Below are 22,160 nucleotides of genomic sequence, written 5' to 3'. Positions count from 1 at the left end.
CCATGAAAACAGCGTCCCTTCCAACCCCAATCCATCCCCGCAGCCGGAGGCAGCGATGAGCGAAGCACCGCCGGTTCAAAAACCCGCCACCACACCGCCTGTCATCGCACCTGTTGCGCCTCCGCTGCCTGACAATCGACGCTGGCTGATCCTCGGTGTTCTCGCGCTGATCGTGCTGCTGGCGATCGCCGCGTATTTCCTCGTGCCGGACCTCTACGAGAAGCAGACGGACGACGCCTATATCGACGCGCATCTTGTCTCGGTCATCCCCAAGGTGCCGGCCTATGTGCAGACACTGCATGTCAACGACAACAGCAAGGTGACGGTCGGCGATCTCCTCGTCGAACTCGATCCGCGCGACTACGTCGTTCAGGTGGATCAGGCGCGCGCCAATGTCGCGGCAGCAGTTGGCAAGCTCGAAGAGGCGCGCAATCAGGTTGCGGTGGCCGACGCCAATATCGGCCAGCAAAAGGCCGAACTTGACGCTGCCCGCGCCAATGCCAAACTGGCCGTCGCCAATCTGGCGCGGCTGCAATCCGTCTCAGATGTGCGCGCCGTGTCATCGGAGCGCGTCGATGAGGGGAAGGCGGCCGCTGACGGGACGCGGGCTTCCGTGACGGCGGCCCAGGTCAAGGTCAACGCGTCTCAAGCGCAGGCGACGCTGGCGCGCTCTCAGGTCAAAACGGCCGAGGCCGCCGTCGCCCAGGCTCACGCCATGCTGGAGCAGGCAACGCTCAACCTCTCGTACACGAAAATCTACGCAACCGAGTCCGGCAGCGTGGCGAACAAGAGCGTCGAGCAGGGCAACTTTGTACAGCCCGGGCAAACGCTGTTGTCCGTCGTCCCGGACAAGCTCTATGTGACCGCGAACTACAAGGAGACGCAGTTGACTCACGTCCGACCGGGCCAGCAAGTCACTGTCCTCGTCGATGCATTTCCGGACCTGCGGCTTCGCGGTCACGTCGACAGCATTCAACGCGGAACCGGCTCGCACTTCGCGCTCCTGCCTCCGGAGAATGCAACGGGCAATTTCGTGAAAGTGGTGCAGCGGGTGCCGGTGAAAATCGAACTCGACAACCCTGGGGAAGCCCTTAAATTGATCTCGCCGGGCATGTCGGTCGAGACGGAAATTTTTGTCAGGGAGCGCCCGGCATGGCTTGGCTTCTGGAACTAGCGGCAGCGCGGCCGGCGGGGCTTCCTCCTTACCGGCGGCGGCATGTCGCCGCCATCGTCGCGGCATGGGCGGCGCTCCTCGCGGGGTGCACCGTGGGTCCGGACTATGTGCCGCCGAAACTGGTCGTGCCGGCGAGTTTTACGGAACATACGGGCCCGGCGGCGAGCACCTCGCAAGGGTCGCCCACATCGAACGATGCGTGGTGGCAAGGCTTTGATGACGCGACGCTCAACTCGCTCATGGCCGACGCGTTGCACTCCGCTCCCGACCTGGCTGTTGCCGAAGCACGCATACGCGAAGCGCGTGCCTTGCGCGGTATCGCCGGAGCAGATCTATACCCAACCGCTGACGTCGGCGCCCAATACGATCGGACCCATGGCAGCGCCAATGTGCCGGTCGGCGTGCCGCCTGGCGGTCTCGGTCCGGGCGCCAACGGCAATCTATGGCAGACCGGCTTCGACGCATCGTGGGAAATCGACGTGTTCGGCGGCAAGCGGCGCGGCGTCGAGGCCGCTGACGCGTCGTATCAGGCGATCGTGGCGGACCGCGGGGATGTCGAGTTGACGTTGCTCGCCGAGGTCGCGCGCAACTACATCGAATTGCGTGGCGTGCAACGGCAACTCGCCGTCGCCCGCAGCAATCTGTCGATCCAGCAGGATTCGCTAGCGCTGACCCGCTCGCAATTCGATGCAGGGCTGGCCTCGCGTCTCGATGTGCTGCGTGCACAGGCGCAAGTCTCGGATACCGAAGCCGCCATTCCAACATTCGAGGCGAATGAACGCGCGTCCATTTATCGAATCGGTGCGCTGATCGGTCAACCGCCGGAACAACTGCTGGCCCAGTTGGATACCCCACAAGCGATTCCTTCGGCGATCGCGGACGTGCCGGTGGGTCTGCCCTCCGACCTTCTGCGCCGCCGTCCGGATATCCGCGCAGCCGAACGCAGAATTGCCGCCGCGAACGCCCGCATTGGCGTCGCTCAAGCCGATCTTTATCCGCACTTTTCGCTGACCGGGGTTGCGGGTCTGGAGAGCCTGAATGCGTCGACTTTTCTGACCGCGCCGAGCCGCTATTTCTCGATCGGACCGAGCATCAACTGGCTGATCTTCGATGCCGGCAAGGTTCGCTTTGAAATGCACGCTGAAGAAGCGCGGACCGATCAAGCCGCCGCCGCATACCAGCGGACGGTTCTCGGTGCGCTGCGGGATGTCGAGACCGCGCTCGTGTCTTATGCGCAATCACAAGTGCGGCATGAGAGGCTTACGGCCGAGGTCACCGCCGACCGGGAAGCCGTGACCATCGCAACGCGTCTTTATCGCCAAGGCCTCAATGACTTTCTCTCCGTGCTCGATGCCGAACGCTCGCTATACGCTGCCGACGACAAACTGGCGCAGAGCGAGCGTGACACGGCACTCGAACTCGTTGCGCTTTACAAAGCGCTGGGCGGTGGTTGGCAGGCAGAAGGCGATGCTGCAAACAAGCAGGGAATATAGCAATGCTGCCGGATCAGAACGCCGGCAGCATCACTCTGTGCTTAGCCTTGATCGGCTTCGCCAAGCGTCAAGCTTACGACTGGAGGAATGCAAGAAGATCGGCGTTGACGCGATCCGCTTCCGTCGTGCACATGCCGTGAGGTGCGCCCGGATAGACCTTGAGCGTGGCGTTCCTGATGATCTCCGCGGACTTACGCCCGGAGTCATCCAACGGCACGATCTGATCGTCATCACCATGCAGGATCAGCGTCGGAACATCGATCTTCTTGAGATCCGGCGTGTAGTCGACCTCGGAGAACTGCTTGATGCACTCGTATTGACCAAGTACCGACCCCATCATCCCTTCGCGCCAGAACTCGTCGATCACACCTTGCTGGACTTTTGCATTGGGCCGGTTATAGCCGTAGAAAGGCACTGCAAGGTCTTTGAAGAACTGCGACCGATTGCTCGCGGTATTGGCGCGAATACCGTCGAAGACCGACATGGGCAGCCCCGTCGGATTTGCTTCGGTCTTCAGCATAATAGGCGGCACTGCACCGATCAGGACCATTTTGGCAACACGTTTTGTTCCATGCCGACCAACGTAGTGAGAGATCTCTCCACCACCCGTGGAATGGCCGACGAGCGTGACGCCCTTCAGATCGAGCGCATCGATGACAGCAGCAAGATCGTCCGCGTAGGTGTCCATGTCGTTGCCGTGCGCGGTTTGACTCGAGCGGCCGTGCCCCCGGCGATCGTGAGCGATCACTCGATAGCCTTTCTGCACCAGAAACAACATTTGCGAGTCCCAGGCATCGGCATCGAGTGGCCAGCCATGGGAGAACACGACTGGGTGGCCCGAGCCCCAATCCTTGTAGAAAATCTGTGTGCCGTCCCTGGTAGTAACGAAGTTCATGGATCGTGCTCCTGTATGTGCAAGATGATTGCCGGTTTTGCTGCCCGATGCAGTGCCTGCGGCGTTGGCAACAGCAGGGATGACCGCCGCCGCAACCGCGCCGGCTCCGGCCATTAACATGTTGCGACGTGACGCGGAAGGGATTTCTTTATCGGTTCCAGTGGTCATTTTGACTTCCTTATCGTTTACGACGCCATTGGCGAGTTATTTTTCGCGTACACGACGTGGCGCGCCGGCCTCATACCGACGCGGCATCACGACTGATCAACAGATTAGGAGACTGAAGAGCTAAAAGTCCTGACGGCGGTCTTAAACATTCTTAAATGTATTATCACGCCGATTCACGTCCCGGATGATGTACCGCTGGCCCGGCCTGGTGCCACGTAACGGCTTTGCGCCTTCCCAGGCGGGCGCCTGTCCTCTTTCATACCTGGATATAACCAGGTCAGACGAACGGCAAATGCACACGGTGGCACGAATGGCGCGCCAGCGTGCATTTCATGTCATCGTGCAACGGGAGCCGGTATCGAGCCTGATTTCCCCGCATCACGGGCCAGCATGAAGAGTATGTCGAAACACAACTCCATGCATGGAAGAGCGGAACGCGTGGAGGCAAGGGGAAGTTGATGAGTCTGATCGTTCCGCTGTTGAGCGACGACGAGATTGCGTCTGTTTCCGCTTATGTGGCAGCGCTGAAGCAATGAAACCCCGGACGGCCGGTCACGCCGGCACTCCATTCGGCCAGGTCCTCTGATGGCATCATGATGCGGCGGTCGATTGACTCAGAACTCATGTTCCGCATGTTAATGCGTGGGGTTCTTCTGCCGAACGCAACGCCATTGCCGCATCACTATCGCACGGATCAGCGTGCCCTTGCCTGGTCAGGTCATCGGTGACGACCTCGGCACGCTCCGTGCGCTCTCCTTATGAGCATTGCACGACCGTCATGTCAGCCTCGCCCCGATTTTTGGGGATTCTCCGGAGGGCAGCCGTAGCAACGATTTCTGCCTCGTTTCGTTCTCTGGCGGTCAACGCTTGCTGGTCGTTTGAAAGCGATGGTATTGATGCCGGTTCATTGACGGAGCATGTCACGCGCCTGCCGTCGTGCAGTTGAACGGTCGTTACGTAACCGGGCTGCGGCGCCGCTGCCGACGCGGTACCGACTGAGGTAACGATCAAAGTAAAGACAGTAGCAATCTGATAAAACCTACGCATGGAAATCCTCCAATATCGAATTTTGACGCCGAAACGTTGCACCGATTCTGAACGAATCAGCCTTAACGTAACCTTAACGTTGCGCTCGAACGCATGAACGCACTTTCGAGTTCGATCAAGCCGCACCATACCTAAGTATGGTGCAGTCAAACTACCATTCATATCTCCTGTACACCTGCACGATTCACCCGACATCTGCCATTCGCTATATTCAATGAAATACACCTAAATGCAGAAAATCTGGACGCAACCCGCGTTCAACTGAAACCGCAAAAGGAGTTCAATCATGGTTACTGTAGCTGAACGACTAGTCGAGACACTCGAGGCAGCAGGCGTCAGAAGAATTTATGGACTGGTCGGTGATTCTCTTAACGGCATCACCGAATCGCTACGCACGCGCGAGAAAATCGAGTGGATGGCAGTGCGCCACGAAGAGGTGGCGGCATTCGCCGCTGGTGCGGATGCCCAACTCACAGACGAACTGGCGGTTTGCGCGGGTAGTTGCGGACCCGGCAATCTACACCTGATCAACGGGCTGTTCGACTGCCATCGCAACCGGGTGCCGGTCGTCGCGATCGCCGCGCACATCCCGAGCACGGAGACAGGCTCGGGGTATTTTCAGGAGACCCACCCGCAAATCCTGTTCAAGGAATGCAGCCACTATGTCGAACTGGTCACGGATGCTGCGCACGTGCCGCGTATTGTCGAAACAGCGATCCGTGAGGCGGTGACAAAGCGGGGTGTCGCGGTCATCGTCATTTCCGGGGACATTGCACTGCGCGAAGCGGGCGCACAACAACCCTCAGCGAATCTGATTCCTCGCACGCCGAAGTGTGTGGCTCAAGATGGCGACATCAAGGCACTGGCCGATCTGCTCAACGACAGCAACAATGTGACGCTATTCTGCGGAGCGGGCTGCGCCGGCGCGCACGACGAGGTCGTCGCGCTGGCCGCCAGGCTTAAGGCACCCGTTGTCCATGCGCTTCGAGGCAAGGAACACGTTGAATGGGATAACCCCTATGACGTCGGGATGACCGGTCTGATCGGTTTCTCATCTGGCTACCATGCCATGGGCGCATGCGACACGCTGCTGATGCTCGGCACCGACTTCCCTTATCGGCAATTCTATCCGGAGCACGCACGGATCGCTCAGGTGGACATCCGGGGCGAGAATCTCGGCAAGCGCTGCCGTCTTGAACTCGGCGTGATCGGAGAGGTCAAGGACACCGTAACCCGGTTGCTCGAGCAGCTAGACGAGAAAACGGATGACTCGCACCTGCAGGTTGCGCTCGATCACTACAAGGAGGCGCGTGCGGGTCTTGATGCGCTTGCACTCGGCACCTCCAGGCATCGTCGCATCCATCCTCAACTGGTCGCGAAGATCATCAGCGACACGGCCGCCGAGGACGCGATTGTGACCTGCGACGTCGGCGAGCCTACGGTCTGGGCGGCGCGCTATCTCCGCGTCAACGGCAAGCGCAGGCTGCTTGGTTCGTTCCTTCACGGTTCGATGGCTAATGCAATGCCTCAAGCGATTGGCGCGCAGACCGCATTCCCTGATCGCCAGGTGATATCGATGTCGGGCGACGGTGGTTTCACGATGCTCATGGGCGACCTGCTGACGCTGCGCCAGTCGAAACTGCCCATCAAGATCGTCGTTTTCAATAATGGTCTGCTCGGATTTGTCGATATTGAAATGAAGGCCGGAGGTTTCCTGCCGGTCGGCACGCATCTGGACAATCCGGACTTCGCCAAAGTTGCGCAGGCGATGGGCATCCATGGCGTTCGCGTTGAGGACCCGGCCCTGCTTGGCGATGCGATCAAGGAGGCGTTTGCACACGACGGCCCCGCTCTGATCGACGTCGTCACTGATCCGCTTGAACTGGTCATGCCACCGAAGATCACGGTGGACCAGGCCAAGGGATTCAGCGTCTGGATGATGAAGGCTGTGTTGAATGCTCAGGCCAGTGAAATCGTGGAACTCGCACGAACAGCATTCGATCGCTGATCCCTATCGCCACCCCGCCGGCCTCCTGAATTGAAGGAATTGCTATGTCCATTTCGCTATCGTCAGTCGATGCCGCAAAAAGAACGTCCCGGGCCTTCGCGGTTGCCTGGGCCTGCGCCACGATTTTTTATTTCCTGGAGTACGCCGGACGCTCCGCACCAGCGGTCATGATCCCGGAGCTCTCGCACGCATTTGGCGTCAGCGCGCTTGGTTTGAGTTCCATTCTCGGCGTTTACTACTACACGTACTCCAGTGCCAGCCTGGTCGCGGGCGTGTTGCTCGACCGCTTTGGCGCGAAACATGTCGTACCCGCTGGCATGATCGCTCTGGGGCTGGGGTGTTTGTTGTTTGCGGTACCCAATGAGCTCGCGGGGACGGTCGGTAGACTGTGTCAGGGCGCAGGCTCAGCGTTTGCATTTACTGGGGCGGTCTACCTGGCCGCACACGGTTTTTCGGCGCAGCGGCTGGCAACCGCAATCGGTGTGACGCAATGCGTCGGAATGCTGGGTGGCTCGCTCGGCCAACTGACCGTGGGTCCGATGATCCATAGTGTGTTATCGGTTAGCGGATTCTGGGTCCTGTTGGGTGCTCTCGTGATCGCAACCGGCGCGGCACTTGTGGTGCTTGCTCCTCGAGAGCAAGGACATGCTCCCGAAACGAGCGGCATCAGCGGCGTGCTCGCCCCCCTACAAAGTCGTGTTCTCCAACCCACAATCGTATTTGTGCGGTCTGGCGGCGGGGTTGTTGTTTGCGCCGACGACCATTGGTGACATGGTGTGGGGTGTCCGTCTCTTCCAGGAGGACCGGGGGTTCGGCTATCAAAGCGCAGTGTTTGCGGCCTCGATGGTGCCCTTGGGCTGGGTGATCGGCTGCCCGCTTCTCGGCTGGATTGCGGATGCAATGAAGCGTCGCAAGCCCGCATTGATCGGTGGCGCGGCCCTGATGCTTGTGTGTGGCATCCAGCTTTCGTTCGCGTCGGCACTTGTACCCGCCTGGCTCACCCTGCTGGTTCTGGGCATTGCGTCGGGGGCCGCGATGATCCCTTACACGATCATCAAGGAGGTCAATCCCGATCACGTCAAGGGGAGCGCCACCGGTGGCATCAATTTCATCACGTTCCTCGTGACGGCGGTGCTTGGATCGGTGTTTGCCTTCAGCATCGGCAAGTCACTCGGTTTGACGGGAACCGACGTGGTCGCGCATTTCCGTGACTCCGGGTTGTTCTGGGTGGGGACCATTGCTCTGGCACTGCTTGTGTCGCTGATGCTCCCTGAGACGGGCCACGCCTTCAAACAGGCCAGCGCTAGTGCAGGCAACGCCTGATTGCAGCGCCTGGCTTTGTCAAATAGTGGAGTCCGCGGCGCTGGCATGTGTGCCATCTAGCGCAGACAGCAACCGTCTCTGCGGTGTTCCGTGGGCGGGGCCCCCCATATTTCAGATCCTTTAACCTATGAAAATCGTCATCGCTGGTGGATCAATTGCGGGTCTTTCGAGCGCGCTCACGCTCAGTTGCATCGGACACGACGTGCACGTGTACGAACGTTCCGACGTCCCGCTGCGCGGGAGAGGCGGTGGTGTTGCTGTGCTGCGTCACATGATGAAGTTCCTTGAACAGCATGGCCACTACACTCAGCAAATGATCAGCGTGCCAACGATCATGCGACGGCGTATCGACATAAATGGGAATGTCCTAACCGAGGAGCCTGAGAAACTTCCGTTCTCCTCCTGGGACACCGTATATCGGTCGCTCTGCGCCATGCTGTCGAAAGACAGGATTTCGTACGGACGAGAAGTCGCAGGATTTACTGAGTATGACGAAACGATTGAGATTAATTTCGACCATGGAGAAAGCGTACGCGCCGATATTCTCGTCGCAGCAGACGGAATCGGCTCTCGCACGCGGGCGCAGCTTTTCCCAAACTACGAGTCAAACTTCGCAGGATACGTCGCCTGGCGAGGCATTGTTGATGAATCAGCCTTTTCACCGCTGGAAGTCGAGGCGCTCACGAATAACTTCACCATGTTCCGAGATCCCGGACATATGTTCATGGCATTCCTGATTCCCGGCCTCGACGGATCACTGAAGCCAGGTAGACGGCGTTTCAACTGGCTCTGGTATCGAAATGAACCCGATGTTGCGGCGATGCACCGACATCTAACGGATGATCACGGACACCAGCATCATGCCTCTATTAGTCCCGGCCATCTGTCTGCCGAATCATTCGAGGAGCTGTGCGAACTGGCATCCCGACATCTCCCCGCTATATTCCAGCAACTTGTCCGCGAGACGCGGGCACCTTTCTTCCAATCGATACGCGATGCATTAAGCCCTAGCTTCTCTGTCGGACGAATCGCGTTGATTGGGGATGCCGCCTGCACAGTCCGCCCCCACACCGCTTCTGGCACGTCGAAAGCAGCAGATGACGCCGTTGCACTGGCCGAAGCCTTATCGACTGACACCGAATTGCACGTGAAGGAAGTACTCGCACTATGGGCCGCAGCCCGACGTGACGCAGTCGGCCGCCTACTCACGAAAGGGCCGAAACTAGCCGCGTCCTTCGGGTTGGGAGGCGCCGGTATAGTCAATGCCTCCTCTCCGTGGACAGATGAGCCGCAATGAGACAGGTTTGAATGGTTGCTGGGCACCGCCGGACCTCCTCTTCCCACCGACGCAGATTTGGGAGGGCGGACAGCCCTTCCTTGCATCTTCCTTTTCGAGAAAGTAACCCACGGAAATATAGCCATATCGGCAATTGTGTACGTGTCGCCCACGACGAAGCGATTAGCGCCAAGCCGCCGGTCGAGCACCTCGAAAAGGCGCCCCACTTGCCAACCCTCTTTATCCACTGTACGAACACGCATTGGGCATCACGTCGGGTGGCGTCACCATCGTCTACTCAAGCTACATGGGCGGTGCGTTGATCGCCCTTCTTCTGCTGGGACATCTGAGCGACCACGTCGGGTTCGTCCATGCGCTGAGAATCGCCGTGGTGTTATTACTGGCCGGTCTCCTCACTTCGGCCGTTGCCCACTCTCTCGCTGTTCTCGCGATCGGCCGCTTCGCTATCGGCATAGCCGCCGGCATTGCTTCAAGTGCCGCAACCGCGGGACGGGTCGCGCTTGAACCGGCATGGGAAGTCAAACGCGCCGCGCTGGTTGGCTCGATCATGAACATTGTAGGACTGGGGCTTGGACCGTTCGCGGGCGGCGTGGTCGCGCCTGGTGCATGAGCGCGCTTTGCGCGAGGCAGGTTTCAACACGATTCGGTGGATTCATCCCAGCTTGTCTGAAACCGGGGCCAGCGTGGGCGATGAAGACTTCTGGCGCAACTACCTGAGCTGCCCCCATGCCTTGTTGATAGAGGCAAAGACCTAGTGCTTAACTGCACGCCTCAGGGCACCCGACTCGACTACCACACGAATGGTACAAGACGATGCCGGACTCGTTTCTGGTATGCGGTATAGTCGGACAGATTCCTGGCAAGGAAGCGTTCCTCGTCAATAAGCCGCCATATTAGAAATGGCATCATCGCGGCGATTGACACAAACCCCCAATACGAGGCTAGCGCTAGCGGTGTGCCGAGAAGGTACAGGGATGCACTCGCGTACATCGGGTGGCGAACGACTGCATAGGGCCCGGTCGAAATAACCGTCTGATTCTCAGCGACCTCGATGATTGCTGAAGTGAACGTGTTTTCTCGATACACGAGGAAAATCAGAAAAAAACCAATCGCTACGAGCACGTCCCCCGCCATCACACCTTCGAGTGGCATGGTGGACCAACCAAAGCGATGGTCAAACGCGGGCACGACAAGAAGGGCTATGAAGGCGATTGACGTACACAGCATGATGAACTTCTGAGCGGGTTGCTTCTCCGCCGTCGGACCGCCGCTCATCCGACGCGCAAGAAGCGCCGGATCCTTTCGCGTGAGATAGAGCGTAATGAGGATCGATGCGCCTGTGAAGATCAATAAGTACACCCATGCCTCCCAATAGTGAACGGTCCCCGCGGGGACGAACAGTAGAAGGCCCATTACAACGGCGAGGACGGCAAGTGCGAGCCATGTCCTTACGTTAAGATTTTTCATAGCACAATTTTCCCGTACTCGAGAATCATCACCATAGCGTCGACAATCTTCAACTTTTCGTCCTCAGTGATTTTAGCGTTCGTACGTGTCCCAAACTGGAAGCCAGAGGGAGGCAAAACGATATCTTGTAGATCCCATCTAACAGGATCAAGATTGTGCTGACCGATGATGCTCACGCGTCGGTTCAGGATTCAGGCGTTTGACCGGTTCGACGTGAATAAATCAGGGAGAACCCCTATGAAAACTCCGGGTCATATCCGCGCCGTTAGTCGCCGCACGGTGCTCAAGGGGGCCGCTGCTGCAGCGGCGTTGCAGCTCGCCTCGCCCTTCATCATCAAGGCACGCGGCGAGACACCGCTGCGCATCGGCATGGTCGATCCATTGACCGGTGTTTATGCTGCAGTTGCACAGAATGAAGTGATGGGTGCGAGGCTCGCCGTGCAACAGATCAATGCCAACGGCGGCATTCTCGGGCGCCCCATCGAGCTGCTCGTGGAAGACTCGGCGAACGACGTCGGTACCGGCGTGCAGAAGGCGCGCAAGCTAATCGAACGTGATCAGGTCACGTTTCTGATCGGGGACGTGAATTCCGGCATCGCTCAGGCAATCGCCCAGGTCTCCAACGAGAAGAAGGTGTTGCACATCGTCTCGGGCGGCCACACCGACACGATCACCGGCAGCGACTGCAAGTGGAACGTATTTCGCGTTTGCAATACGACAAGCATGGAGGCCAACGCGGTCGCCGACCTCCTCTTCACCAAATACGGCAAGAAGTGGCATTTCATTACGCCGGACTACGCCTTCGGCCATACGCTGCAGAAGGCCGCGCTGGCGGATTTGCAAAAGCTCGGCGGCACGATGACCGGCAACGAGCTCACGCCGCTCGGCACGACCGATTTCTCTGCGTACCTGATCAAGGCGCGCGCCGCCAACCCCGATGTTCTGCTGGTGCTGCCGCAAGGTTCCGACATGGTCAACTGCCTGAAGCAGATCGCGCAGTTCGGCATCGGCAAGCAGATCCACGTTGCCGGGCTTCAGCAGGAGCTTGAATCGCTCGAGGCGATGCCGCCGGAGGCGCGCGTCGGATTCTGGATGTTCGAGTGGTACTGGAAGCAGCCGGGTGTCCCGGGCGTCGAGAAGTTCGTCGCCGACATCCGCAAGATGAACGGCGGCAAAGTCCCCACTGCACGCCACTGGTTCGGCTACACGTCGGTTCATACGCTCGCCGCGGTCGCCAACAAGGAAAAGAGCCTCGATGCGAAGAAACTCGCCGAGGCGCTCGGCGGGTTTGAACTCGCGGACGACGTTAAGCTGCAGCCCAACAAATGCTATTACCGAAAGGGAGACCACCAGCTGATGACCTCGGCGTTTGTCGGCGAAGCTCTGTCTCAGCCGGCGGGCGACCCGGAGGATCTGTTCCGTGTCGAACGCGTGGTCGCCGGCGACAAGACTGCGCCGCCCGAGGCTGCGACCGGCTGCAATCTGCAGTGGCCGGCCTGATCCCGAAGACAATGTCCGCGCGGTAGTGCCGGCAGCCGTCGCCATGAACCTGACACGCATGCGTGGCAACACAGCGACCCAGGCTGCCCGACGCGGCTCATGCACGGGTTGCGTCTGGACATGAGCGGCCGATGACTCAACTACTCCTTTTCAACATCACCAACGGGCTGATCATCGGTGCGTTTTACGTGCTGATGGCGCTTGGCCTGTCGCTCATTCTCAACTTGAGCAACGTGATCAACTTCGCCCATGGCGGCTTTCTCGTGATCGGCGGTTACATTGCCTATACGATCACGCCATATGTCGGGTTCTGGGGCGCATTGTTGATCGCGCCGCTATGCACGGCCGTCATCGGTCTCGCAGTCGAGCGCGTGCTGATCCGGCGAGTCTATGGGCGCGATCCGCTCTACAGCCTGCTGCTGACGTTCGGCCTTGCCTTCATGATCGAGGACGGCACCCGCTTCATTTGGGGTGCGCAGGGCAAGCCCGTGAGCATTCCGCCCGCGCTGGCTCAGCCCTTGAGCAACGAACTCTTCTTTATTACCGGCTACCGCCTGTTCATGGTCGGCACTGTAACCATCGCGGTTGCACTGCTCTTCATGCTGTTACGCTACAGCCGGCTCGGCATACGCATCCGCGCCGGCACGCTCGACCTCGAGACCGTCGCGGCGCTCGGCATCAACGTGGGCAGGCTGCGCGCGCTCAATTTCGCCGTCGGCATCTATCTCGCCGGTCTGAGCGGCGTGCTGGCCGCGGGCCAACTCGGGCTGGAGCCGACAATGGGAACCGGCCTCCTGATGCCGAGCTTCATCGCCATCATCGTCGGCGGGGTTGGCAGCCTCACCGGTACACTGCTCGGCGGCTTGCTGATCGGCGTGGCCTCGGGCATCACCGCGGTGTTCCTCCCTGCGGCAAGCGAGGCCATCATGTACGTGCTGATGGCTGTGGTTTTGCTGATCCGGCCGCGCGGCCTGCTCGGCGAAGAAGGCATGATGACGTGAGCGACTACCTCCACCCTCCCCGGCTCGTCGTCATCGCAGCACTCTGGGCTGTGCTCTTGCTGGCGCCCTACTGGATGCCGCTGCTCGGCGGCTACACCGCGCTCGGCACCCGCGTGCTCGTGCTCGGACTGGCGGCCATGTCAGTCAACTTCCTGCTCGGCTTCACCGGCGTGCTGTCCTTTGGACACGCGGCGTATTTCGGGCTCGGCGCTTACGGCGCAGGACTCGCGCTGAAGTTTCTCGCGCCGAGCACACCACTCGCGCTGCTGTGCGGCACGCTGCTCGGCGGCATTGCCGGCACACTGCTGGGCGCGCTCATCGCACGGCGACGCGGCGTCTACTTCGCGATGGTCACCATCGCGTTCGGGCAGGTCTTCTACTACATCGCCTTCCAATGGAGTTCCGTCACCGGCGGCGACGACGGCTTGCGCGGCTTTTCGCGCCAGCCGCTCGATCTCGGCTTCGCCCGGATCGACATCCTGTCGAACGCCAACGCGTTCTACTACTTCGTGCTGTTTTGCCTTGCGCTGGCAATCGGCGTGATGGGTTTCATCCTGCGCTCCCCGTTCGGGCGCACCATGATCGCGATCCGCGAAAATGAGCGGCGTGCTCGCTTTCTCGGCATTCCCGTCGATCGGCATATCTGGATCGCCTTTACGCTGTCTTGCTTCTTTATGGGGTTCGCCGGTGCGCTCTACGCTCTCCTGAACAACTTCGCCGATCCGCGCGGGCTGCATTACAGCCAGTCGGGCGATTTCGTGATGATGGCGGTCATGGGCGGCATGCGCAGCTTGTGGGGGCCGCTGCTCGGCGCCGCGGTATTTGTCGTGCTGCAGGACTATCTTTCGAGCATCACGGTCAACTGGATGTCGTTCGTCGGCATGCTGTTCGTCGCGATCGTGTTGTTTTTCCCGCGCGGGCTGCTCGGCTTCATTCAGCGCAGGAGCGACTCATGAGCGTGCTCGAAGTCAAGCGCGTCAGCAAGCGCTTCGGCAGCCTCGCCGCGGTGCGCGACGTATCGCTCGCCGTCGAGAAGGGCGAGCTGCGCGCTGTGATTGGGCCGAACGGCGCCGGCAAGACCACCTTCTTCAATCTCATCAGCGGCTTTTTCCCGCCGAGCATGGGTACGATCGTGTTCGACGGAGTCGACATCACAGCGCTTCCTGCGTATCGGCGCGTGGCGGCCGGCATCGCCCGCACGTTCCAGATCACCGAGATTTTTCCCGAGCTGACGGTATTCGAGAACGTGCGCATCAGTGCGGAGGTGACGGAGGGTTTTCGCCTGCGCCCGTGGATCAGCAGCACCGAGCGGGCGCGAGTTCGTCGTCACGTCGAGGAGGCGCTCGAGCTCACGGGTCTTGCCGGCAAATCGCACCGGCTGGTCGGAGAGCTGCCGCACGGCGACCAGCGGGTTGCCGAGATCGCGATGGCGCTGGCGTTGCGGCCGCACCTGCTGCTGCTCGACGAGCCCACCGCCGGCATGGGCGATCAGGAGACTCACGAGATTACGCAGCTCGTGCGCCGTCTGCACAGCGAGGGCAACTTCACCATCGTGCTGATCGAGCATGACATGCGCGTGGTCTTTCATCTGGCCGATCGCATCACGGTGCTCGACCAGGGAAGCCTCCTCGCCGAAGGCTCGCCAGATGAGATCGCTTCCAGCGAGGCCGTACAGGCCGCCTATCTGGGTAACACAGCATGAGCGCCGCGCCGAACCGCTCCAAGCAAGCTCGCACTCCCTCGGGGGGCAACGAGGACACGAAGTGCCGAACGTGGGGGCTCAAATGAACGCCGCCCTCACCGCCGCAGGGCTGCATACCTACTATGGCAAGAGCCATATCCTGAATGGCGTGAGTCTGGAGGTTGCGGAAGGCCGGATCACGGCATTGCTCGGTCGCAATGGAGCCGGCAAGACCACGACCCTGCGTACCCTCGTGGGTTTGACGCCCGCGCGCCAGGGGCGCGTGACGATCTTCGGGGCGGATACCACGCGCTGGCCGACCTTCCAGATCGCCGCGAGCGGCGTCGGCTACGTGCCCGAGGGGCGAAGAATCTTCGCTAATCTCAGTGTTGAGGAAAATCTGAAGGTCCCGCTGGAGCGCGGCGGACCATGGACGATCGCGCGGATCTACGAGCTGTTTCCACGCCTCGCCGAGCGCAAGTTCAGCCGCGGAAGGCTACTATCCGGCGGCGAACAGGAGATGCTATCGATTGCCCGCGCACTCCTGCTCAATCCCCGGCTGCTCGTTCTCGATGAACCATCGCAAGGCTTGGCCCCGCTGATCGTTCGGGAGGTGTTTCGAGTCGTGTCGCAGATGCGCGATGAGGGGATTTCGGTACTGCTGGTGGAGCAGAACGCACGCATGAGTCTCGAGATCGCCGATTATGCTTACGTACTGGACGATGGCAGCATCGTCTATTCGGGAGACGCGAGCGCGCTCGCCGCCGATGAAAGCCGGGTACGAGCGCTAACCGGTGCCAGCGTGGAGCAGTAAACGCCCTATACGCACAAAGCATCGTTAAATCGGCGGATTGTGGAAGCTTAAGAGATGCCCCGAAAAGCTCCGGGAGCGTCCTGGCGGAAGGCAGCCGGAGTCGAACCGACCTGAGAGCGTCTGACGCCCTCAACTGGATTTGAAGTCCAGCCGCACCACCGGATGCGAATGCCTTCCTACGGTGATTGAACTACTTGAACTACCTGAACCACGCCCTGCAACTCAAACACTGAATCAAATCAGATCGAGCCAACGACTATCCGTGCGCATCAGATGCAGGCCACGGTGGAAGCGAGTATATCCAACCCGGTCGAAGAATTCCAAAAGCTGGATCGCACGTTTTCTCCCAAGACCGGTGACATCGCGAAACGGTGCGGCCGCTACCGTACCCGCATTCTTTTGCGCTTCGGAACCCGCAATCAAAGCCAGTTCGCGAATCACCTCATGATGATAAAAGAGGTCGCGCACGACCTGAAAGAGCTCGCCCTGTCGCGCGAGTTTGCGCAGCAACTGCCGCACGCGGTCTTCGGATACACCGTGTGCGTTTGCCAGATCGCGCACCCAGGGCGGATCGAAACGCCCGTCTTTCAGCGCCGGCAGCAGTGCTGCAGCGAGCGCGCGATCGGCGTCGTCAAGTGTCACCGCGTGGTCAGGCAGATGCAACCACGGCCCGCGTCTGACGATCTCGCCGCGCGCCGCCGCATCGTCGACTAGGGCGCGCCACAATGCATCGTCGACGAGCGGCGCTGCGATCCGCCGTAAGCGCGATACATCCGGGCCGAGTTCATCCGGCGAGCGTTCGTGGTACTGCTTTAGTGCCGCAATCAGCCGCGCATACAAGGCACGCCACGAAGCATAGGCGATCAACAACGCGTCATTACCGCCGGGGAGTTCCACAACGCGCGTGTCAGATGGCAACGCGAGCACGGCCGCCTGCATACCCGTCAGTCGTTCCAGCAACGAACGAGACAATCCATGCGGCGCCCTTGTCAGAAGCGAATCCAGCGCGCCGGTGTCGAGCATGACCTGAATCGCATCGAGCCACGCCAGCCGCTCTGCCGAGCGACGCTTACGCGAAGGCGCAAACGGATCGAGCACATGACCGCCCCCAACCGTGCGATCAGCCTGAGCATTGCGCACGACAAAGCGATCGCCAGGAAGGGCGCACACCGGCCGTTCGAACACGAGCTGCACGTGCGCCCGCTGACCTGCGCCGAGCGTCTCGCCATCGAGCAACGCGACATGCGCCACCTGATGCTGCGTGCCCAGATGCACATGCAGCGGCGTCCAATGCTCCAGCGTCAACGATGCATCGGTGAGCAGCGTAAGCATAACGTCGATGCGTTCCGAGGCTTCCGACAAACGTGGATCAACAATCCAGTCGCCGCGATCGATTGCGCTCTTCTCGATGCCCGCCAGATTCAACGCACAGCGCTCCCCTGCCCTTCCAGTCTCGGCCGGACGATTCTGCGCATGAATGCTACGTACACGCACCGGCTGATTTTTCGGCGCGAGCAGCACCGTGTCACCCACCGTCACGCGTCCCGACACCACGGTCCCCGTCACGATCGTGCCTTGGCCCGCGAGCGTGAAGACCCGGTCGACCGCGAGACGGAACAGACCGTCGTCGCGCCCCATGCGCCACGCTACTGCCGCCGCGTGCAAATGTGCTTTCAACGCGGCCACGCCAAGGTCATCTTCACGCGTCGCGCAGGTATCGAACACGGGAGCGTCCTGCAGCACGCTGCCGCTCAGAAACGCTGTCACCTCGTCACGCACTGCCTGCAGCCGCTCAGCATCAACGCGATCTATCTTGGTCAGCGCTATCGCGCCGCGCTTGATGCCGAGCAGTTCCACAATCGCCAGATGTTCGCGCGTTTGCGGCATGACGCCATCATCGGCGGCGATCACGAGCAACGCGAAATCAATCCCACTCGCGCCCGCGGTCATCGTATGGACGAGCTTTTCGTGGCCCGGCACATCGATCAGGCCGAGCACGTCGCCGTTGTCGAGCGGCACGTACGCATAGCCCAGTTCGATCGAAATGCCGCGCGCCTTTTCTTCCTTGAGACGATCCGTATCGACGCCCGACAGCGCTCTCACCAGACTCGTCTTGCCGTGGTCGATATGCCCGGCCGTACCTACGATCATGCCTGCATGTCCTTCAGTTGCTCGATCAACTGCGCTTCATCGGCGGCTTCGAGACAGCGCAGATCGAGACGCAATGCATCGTCCGCGATCCGGCCGATGACCGGCCGCGCCATCTCGCGCAAACGCTTCTCGAGCGCGAGCAATTGACGGCCGCCGCGCTTGCCGTCGGCGGTCCTGATCACGAGGCCGTAGCTCGGCAGCACATCGACAGGCAATGCACCGCTGCCGATCTGACTGAACATGGGCTCGGCCACTACGACGTAGCGCTCTCCGGCCACACGCTGCAACACAGGCTGCACCCGCTCCGCGGTAAGCCGGATGTCGTCGCTCGGTCGCGTGAGCAAACGCAGCGTAGTCAGCCGCTCAGCGAGTTTTTCCGGCGCACGATACATCTGCAGCACAGGCTCCAATGCCGCGAGCGTCAGTTTGCCGACCCGCAGCGCGCGTTTGAGGGGATGCTTCTTGATCTTTGCGATCAGATCACGCCGGCCGACGATCAACCCCGCCTGCGGGCCGCCAAGCAGTTTGTCGCCGCTGAACGTGACAAGATCGGCGCCGGCTTCGATGGTTTCGCGTACGGTCGTCTCACGCGGCAAGCCCCATTGCGTCAGATCGACCAGCGTGCCGCTGCCGAGGTCCACCGCAACGGCAAGACCGCGTGCGTGGGCGAGCGGCGCGATGGCGTCGATGGCGACCTCTTTGGTGAATCCGCAGATCGCGTAATTGCTCGTGTGGACTTTCATCAGCAACGCGGTTTGCGGACCGATGGCTTCGTCGTAGTCCTTCAGATGCGTGCGGTTGGTGGTACCGACTTCGCGCAGCCTGGCGCCCGCGCGGCTCATGATGTCGGGAATGCGAAACGCGCCGCCGATTTCAACCAGCTCGCCACGCGACACGATCACTTCTTTCTTCGACGCCAGCGCGGACAACGAGAGCAACACCGCTGCGGCATTGTTGTTGACCACGGTCGCCGCTTCGGCTCCTGTCAGTTCGCAGATGAGTTCGTCGATCAGATCGTCGCGATCACCGCGCTTGCCGGTGCCGAGATCGAACTCGAGGTTGGCCGGTTGCGTGAGCGCTTTCATGACGGCTTGCACCGCTTCGTCGGGCAGCAATGCGCGGCCGAGATTGGTATGCAGCACGGTGCCGGTCAGATTGAAGACGCTGCGCAAGCGGGCCGCGTTGCGCCGGCGCAGCGTGGCTTCGACGGAGGCCCGCAGTTGCGCGATATCGAGCGCGCTCACCGACGCATCGCCGGATTGCGCGCTGACGCGCCAGGCGTCGAGTGCGTCACGCAGAGCACCCAACACCTGCGTACGGCCGAACTCCGTCAGCAACGCCGCAAACTCGGCAGACGCCATCACCTTTTCCACCGACGGCACGCGCGCCATCAGCGCCCGCAATTCAGAGCCGGTTACATCGCTCACGAAGCAATCCTCTTTCTCAGTCGGATTCGCCGGAAGAATCATCAGCCGCAGGATCGGCCTGTTCCGGCCAGAGCCACGGATGCGGCGACGCGCGCCGATAACCTTCCGCTCCCATCAGCAGGTCCAGCGTGAGACTGGCGAGATCATCCGCGAACGGTTCGAAATCGTAGTCCTTCGACTGAATGCCGATCTTCCGGTAAGTATGGCATTCGTCGCACGACTCCGCCTTCAAGGATGCATTCTTCGAATCGGCTTCTCGCGTGGCCTCATCGGCGTCCTGCGAGCCGACTGCGTGATAGGCAATGCCTTTGGTCGAATCGCAGTTAGAGCATTTCGCGCGGACCATGTGCCACTCCGTCGCACACAGGCCGCATTGCAGGTAACGGTAATTGTCATACGCACCGCCCACGCGCACCATGCTCGCCACCGGATGCGATCCGCACACCGGACACAGGCCTAACGTCTCGATGTACGGCACCTCGCGCTTGTCGATGTCCGCAGCGAGGTCGGTCCATACGACTTGCAGCGCGGCCATGATGAACGGCGCGCTCGCCGGATCGACTTCCTCGAAGCGCTGCGCGAAAATCGCGTCGGCCTGGGTGTCGAGAGTGACTTTATCGAGTATTCGCAGTCTGGCGAGGAGCGCTTCGAGCGGCGGTGTGAGTGAACCGGCAGCTTGCACCTTGTCGAGCAATTGAAGAAAAACGTCGTGCCACGCCGGATCGCGCACGCCGGAAAGCGCCGGAATCAGCGGCATGGAATGCTGCTGCGCACTCGCGATCAACTCGGCGCTGGGCGGCTTCGCCTTGAAGCCGGTGATCACGGCTTGCTGCGCGTCCGCCAGCACGGCCATCAGACGCAAATAGCCGGCGATCGGATTGCTGAGCGCCGCCAATTGACGCAGCCGCGCGGCGCGCGCCGAAAAGACCGCCAGCCGTTCCGGCGTACGGATGCGGGGAATCGCCGTGTGATCGAGCGATTCGATATCGCCGGCCTCAAGAATGCGTTGAACCAAAGTATCGACCTCTGAAAACTGCGCTGAAAACTGAAGAGCCGCCGCAGTTCGTCGAACAGGGGCGGCGGCTCGGGGTGCGTGGCAAATTGCGCCACGCTTGTTGCCGATCCTACTTGCCGATGATTTCCTTGAACCAGTTCGGATGATGCTTTCTCGCCCAGCCATAGGTCACGGTCCCGCGCGTCATCGCGCCGATCGAGCCCTTGATCCACAGCGCCGCGTAAATATGCACGACGATACCGACGATCAACACGAACGCAGCCGCAGCATGAACCAGCGCCGCGAGGCGGATGATCTCGATCGGGAAATAGAACGAGAAATAGCGCCGCCAGATCACAATGCCGCTCGCCAGCAATAGCAGCAGGCAGACCACCATGGTGAAAAATAGCAGCTTTTGACCGGCATTGTACTTTCCGATCGCGGGGAGCTTTTCCTCACGATTGTTGAGCACGTCATCTATCTGCTTCATCCACTGGATGTCGGCTTTGTCCAGATAATTGTGATGCCAGAAGCGCAACGCAAGAATCAGGAACGACAGGAACATCACGCAACCGACAAACGGATGCAGAATCCGCGTCCATTGGCCGCCGCCGAAGATCGCGTACAGCCACGACATCGCCGGATGGAACATGGCGAGGCCGGACAGCGCCAGCAGAACGAACGTGATGGCGGTGATCCAGTGATTCGTCCGTTCATTCGGCGTGTAGCGCTGGATCAGGCTGTTGCCCTTCACGTCTTTCAGCACAACTTGCTCGTGATTGTCAGCGTGCTTCATCGGATGCCTCCCGCGAACGGCGTGCTTCATCAGCTTCGTGCTGTGCTTCGGCTTCTTCCGCCTCCGTCACCTCGTTCGGACCGACACGGGTGTAGTGGAAGAACCCTGCCACTGCAGCAAACGCGATCCCTGCCAGCGCCAGCGGTTTCGCCAGACCTTTCCATAGGTAAACCATCGCGCTGATCTTCGGATTCTGCGGCAAACCGTGATACAGGTTGGCTTTGTCGGCGTGGTGCAGCACATACATCACATGCGTGCCGCCCACGCCGGCGGGATCGTACAAACCGGCGTTCTGGAAACCGCGCTCCTTCAGATCGACAATCCGATCCGCCGCCTGCTGCTTCATGTCCTCCTTGGTGCCGAACATGATCGCGCCGGTCGGGCAGGTCTTCACGCACGCCGGCTCCTGACCGACAGCCACGCGATCCGAACACAGCGTGCACTTGTACGCACGGTTGTCCTTCTTCGAAATGCGCGGCACGTTGAACGGGCAACCGGTGATGCAATAGCCGCAGCCGATGCAGTTTTCCTCGTGAAAATCCACGATACCGTTCGTGTACTGCACGATCGCGCCCGGCGAAGGGCAGGCCTTCAGACAGCCTGGATCCTCGCAGTGCATGCAGCCGTCCTTGCGGATCAGCCACTCGAGATCGCCTTCGGTGTTCTCGTACTCCGAGAACCGCATGACGGTCCACGAATGCTCAGACAGATCGCGCGGGTTGTCATAGATGCCGGTTGTCGTGCCGATCTCGTCGCGCAGATCGTTCCACTCCATGCAGGCCGTCTGACACGCCTTGCAGCCAATGCACTTCGATACGTCGATGAGCTTGGCGACCGTGCCCGTCACCGGCTCACGCACTTGCGGTTCGGGCAAGGTCGTGGCCGAGAGGCGTTTGATATCCAGTGATTGCAGTGCCATCTCTT

At 60.6% G+C, this 22,160-nt stretch carries 16 protein-coding genes, 1 tRNA gene and 3 pseudogenes; 11 read left to right on the top strand and 9 right to left on the bottom strand.

Translation table 11 applies throughout. From position 1 onward, the window contains the following. Positions 1 to 55 precede the first annotated feature (55 nt). Both FSO04_RS02610 and FSO04_RS02605 read left to right on the top strand, forming a co-directional pair. On the top strand, positions 56 to 1,174 hold the full coding sequence (locus tag FSO04_RS02610; protein WP_154558210.1) for an HlyD family secretion protein: 1,119 nt from the start codon (positions 56 to 58) through the stop codon (positions 1,172 to 1,174). Next, positions 1,153 to 2,667, top strand: coding sequence for an efflux transporter outer membrane subunit (locus FSO04_RS02605; protein ID WP_154558209.1), 1,515 nt, complete (start codon positions 1,153 to 1,155; stop codon positions 2,665 to 2,667). Before FSO04_RS02610 ends, FSO04_RS02605 begins: the two co-directional genes overlap by 22 nt. Before the next feature lie 73 nt (positions 2,668 to 2,740). Here the strand turns inward: FSO04_RS02605 and FSO04_RS02600 are convergent, their stop codons facing one another. Next, positions 2,741 to 3,562, bottom strand: coding sequence for an alpha/beta fold hydrolase (locus FSO04_RS02600; RefSeq protein WP_154558295.1), 822 nt, complete (start codon positions 3,560 to 3,562; stop codon positions 2,741 to 2,743). A 1,501-nt stretch (positions 3,563 to 5,063) separates the two neighbouring features. Between FSO04_RS02600 and poxB the strand changes: the two genes are divergently transcribed. The 3 genes and pseudogenes from poxB to FSO04_RS02580 all read left to right on the top strand — a co-directional run bounded on the left by poxB (position 5,064) and on the right by FSO04_RS02580 (position 9,405). After that, complete coding sequence (poxB, locus tag FSO04_RS02595; protein WP_154558208.1) at positions 5,064 to 6,785, top strand: ubiquinone-dependent pyruvate dehydrogenase; 1,722 nt, start codon at positions 5,064 to 5,066, stop codon at positions 6,783 to 6,785. Between the two features lie 44 nt (positions 6,786 to 6,829). Next, positions 6,830 to 8,108: pseudogene (locus FSO04_RS48680) on the top strand (MFS transporter). 127 nt (positions 8,109 to 8,235) lie between these two features. Continuing rightward, the gene (locus FSO04_RS02580; RefSeq protein ID WP_154558205.1) at positions 8,236 to 9,405 is read left to right on the top strand and encodes an FAD binding domain-containing protein; all 1,170 of its coding nucleotides are present in this window, start codon (positions 8,236 to 8,238) and stop codon (positions 9,403 to 9,405) included. Positions 9,406 to 9,512: 107 nt separating this feature from the next. Here FSO04_RS02580 and FSO04_RS48675 read toward each other — a convergent pair. Then, positions 9,513 to 9,647, bottom strand: a pseudogene (locus FSO04_RS48675) (glutathione S-transferase C-terminal domain-containing protein); the annotation flags it as partial. On the opposite strand from FSO04_RS48675, the pseudogene FSO04_RS02570 reads away from it, so the two are divergent. Further along, positions 9,626 to 10,015, top strand: a pseudogene (locus tag FSO04_RS02570) (MFS transporter); the annotation flags it as partial. The pseudogenes FSO04_RS48675 and FSO04_RS02570 overlap by 22 nt on opposite strands. A 179-nt stretch (positions 10,016 to 10,194) precedes the next feature. On the opposite strand, the gene FSO04_RS02565 reads toward FSO04_RS02570, so the two are convergent. Continuing rightward, complete coding sequence (locus tag FSO04_RS02565) at positions 10,195 to 10,872, bottom strand: methyltransferase family protein (protein WP_154558203.1); 678 nt, start codon at positions 10,870 to 10,872, stop codon at positions 10,195 to 10,197. Between the two features lie 237 nt (positions 10,873 to 11,109). On the opposite strand from FSO04_RS02565, the gene FSO04_RS02560 reads away from it, so the two are divergent. The 5 genes from FSO04_RS02560 to FSO04_RS02540 all read left to right on the top strand — a co-directional run bounded on the left by FSO04_RS02560 (position 11,110) and on the right by FSO04_RS02540 (position 15,868). After that, positions 11,110 to 12,372, top strand: coding sequence for an ABC transporter substrate-binding protein (locus FSO04_RS02560; RefSeq protein ID WP_154558202.1), 1,263 nt, complete (start codon positions 11,110 to 11,112; stop codon positions 12,370 to 12,372). A 131-nt stretch (positions 12,373 to 12,503) separates the two neighbouring features. Then, complete coding sequence (locus tag FSO04_RS02555) at positions 12,504 to 13,373, top strand: branched-chain amino acid ABC transporter permease (protein WP_154558201.1); 870 nt, start codon at positions 12,504 to 12,506, stop codon at positions 13,371 to 13,373. Further along, a complete protein-coding gene (locus tag FSO04_RS02550) occupies positions 13,370 to 14,329 on the top strand; it encodes a branched-chain amino acid ABC transporter permease (RefSeq protein ID WP_168435542.1) in 960 nt (319 codons plus the stop codon). The genes FSO04_RS02555 and FSO04_RS02550 overlap by 4 nt, the downstream gene beginning before the upstream one ends. Further along, complete coding sequence (locus FSO04_RS02545; RefSeq protein WP_154558200.1) at positions 14,326 to 15,075, top strand: ABC transporter ATP-binding protein; 750 nt, start codon at positions 14,326 to 14,328, stop codon at positions 15,073 to 15,075. The genes FSO04_RS02550 and FSO04_RS02545 overlap by 4 nt, the downstream gene beginning before the upstream one ends. Positions 15,076 to 15,157: 82 nt before the next feature. After that, a complete protein-coding gene (locus FSO04_RS02540; RefSeq protein ID WP_154558199.1) occupies positions 15,158 to 15,868 on the top strand; it encodes an ABC transporter ATP-binding protein in 711 nt (236 codons plus the stop codon). An 81-nt stretch (positions 15,869 to 15,949) separates the two neighbouring features. Here the strand turns inward: FSO04_RS02540 and FSO04_RS02535 are convergent. The 6 genes from FSO04_RS02535 to fdxH all read right to left on the bottom strand — a co-directional run bounded on the left by FSO04_RS02535 (position 15,950) and on the right by fdxH (position 22,155). Further along, a tRNA-Sec gene (locus FSO04_RS02535) sits at positions 15,950 to 16,045 on the bottom strand. Between the two features lie 57 nt (positions 16,046 to 16,102). Next, positions 16,103 to 18,019 (bottom strand): selenocysteine-specific translation elongation factor, encoded by a 1,917-nt coding sequence (selB, locus tag FSO04_RS02530; RefSeq protein WP_154558198.1) that lies wholly within the window; start codon positions 18,017 to 18,019, stop codon positions 16,103 to 16,105. Beyond that, positions 18,016 to 19,446, bottom strand: coding sequence for an L-seryl-tRNA(Sec) selenium transferase (gene selA, locus FSO04_RS02525; RefSeq protein ID WP_174825272.1), 1,431 nt, complete (start codon positions 19,444 to 19,446; stop codon positions 18,016 to 18,018). Before selA ends, selB begins: the two co-directional genes overlap by 4 nt. 16 nt (positions 19,447 to 19,462) lie before the next feature. Continuing rightward, a complete protein-coding gene (gene fdhE / locus FSO04_RS02520; RefSeq protein ID WP_154558196.1) occupies positions 19,463 to 20,461 on the bottom strand; it encodes a formate dehydrogenase accessory protein FdhE in 999 nt (332 codons plus the stop codon). A 109-nt stretch (positions 20,462 to 20,570) separates the two neighbouring features. Next, entirely contained in the window at positions 20,571 to 21,236 is a 666-nt protein-coding gene (locus FSO04_RS02515) for a formate dehydrogenase subunit gamma (protein WP_154558195.1), read from the bottom strand. Then, positions 21,223 to 22,155: a formate dehydrogenase subunit beta gene (gene fdxH / locus FSO04_RS02510; RefSeq protein WP_097394619.1), complete on the bottom strand. Its 933-nt coding sequence runs from the start codon at positions 22,153 to 22,155 to the stop codon at positions 21,223 to 21,225. Before fdxH ends, FSO04_RS02515 begins: the two co-directional genes overlap by 14 nt. Between the last annotated feature and the right edge of the window lie 5 nt (positions 22,156 to 22,160).

The organism is Paraburkholderia madseniana (genome assembly GCF_009690905.1).
Classification (GTDB): domain Bacteria; phylum Pseudomonadota; class Gammaproteobacteria; order Burkholderiales; family Burkholderiaceae; genus Paraburkholderia; species Paraburkholderia madseniana.
This window is presented reverse-complemented; position numbering and strand designations above follow the sequence as displayed.

Coding starts and splice junctions, on each gene's coding strand:
- poxB (WP_154558208.1), top strand. CDS start 5,064: ATGGTTACTGTAGCTGAACGACTAGTCGAGACACTCGAGGCAGCAGGC.
- FSO04_RS02540 (WP_154558199.1), top strand. CDS start 15,158: ATGAACGCCGCCCTCACCGCCGCAGGGCTGCATACCTACTATGGCAAG.
- FSO04_RS02610 (WP_154558210.1), top strand. CDS start 56: ATGAGCGAAGCACCGCCGGTTCAAAAACCCGCCACCACACCGCCTGTC.
- FSO04_RS02545 (WP_154558200.1), top strand. CDS start 14,326: ATGAGCGTGCTCGAAGTCAAGCGCGTCAGCAAGCGCTTCGGCAGCCTC.
- FSO04_RS02560 (WP_154558202.1), top strand. CDS start 11,110: ATGAAAACTCCGGGTCATATCCGCGCCGTTAGTCGCCGCACGGTGCTC.
- FSO04_RS02600 (WP_154558295.1), bottom strand. CDS start 3,562: ATGAACTTCGTTACTACCAGGGACGGCACACAGATTTTCTACAAGGAT.
- selB (WP_154558198.1), bottom strand. CDS start 18,019: ATGATCGTAGGTACGGCCGGGCATATCGACCACGGCAAGACGAGTCTG.
- FSO04_RS02605 (WP_154558209.1), top strand. CDS start 1,153: ATGGCTTGGCTTCTGGAACTAGCGGCAGCGCGGCCGGCGGGGCTTCCT.
- FSO04_RS02580 (WP_154558205.1), top strand. CDS start 8,236: ATGAAAATCGTCATCGCTGGTGGATCAATTGCGGGTCTTTCGAGCGCG.
- FSO04_RS02555 (WP_154558201.1), top strand. CDS start 12,504: ATGACTCAACTACTCCTTTTCAACATCACCAACGGGCTGATCATCGGT.
- fdxH (WP_097394619.1), bottom strand. CDS start 22,155: ATGGCACTGCAATCACTGGATATCAAACGCCTCTCGGCCACGACCTTG.
- FSO04_RS02565 (WP_154558203.1), bottom strand. CDS start 10,872: ATGAAAAATCTTAACGTAAGGACATGGCTCGCACTTGCCGTCCTCGCC.
- FSO04_RS02515 (WP_154558195.1), bottom strand. CDS start 21,236: ATGAAGCACGCTGACAATCACGAGCAAGTTGTGCTGAAAGACGTGAAG.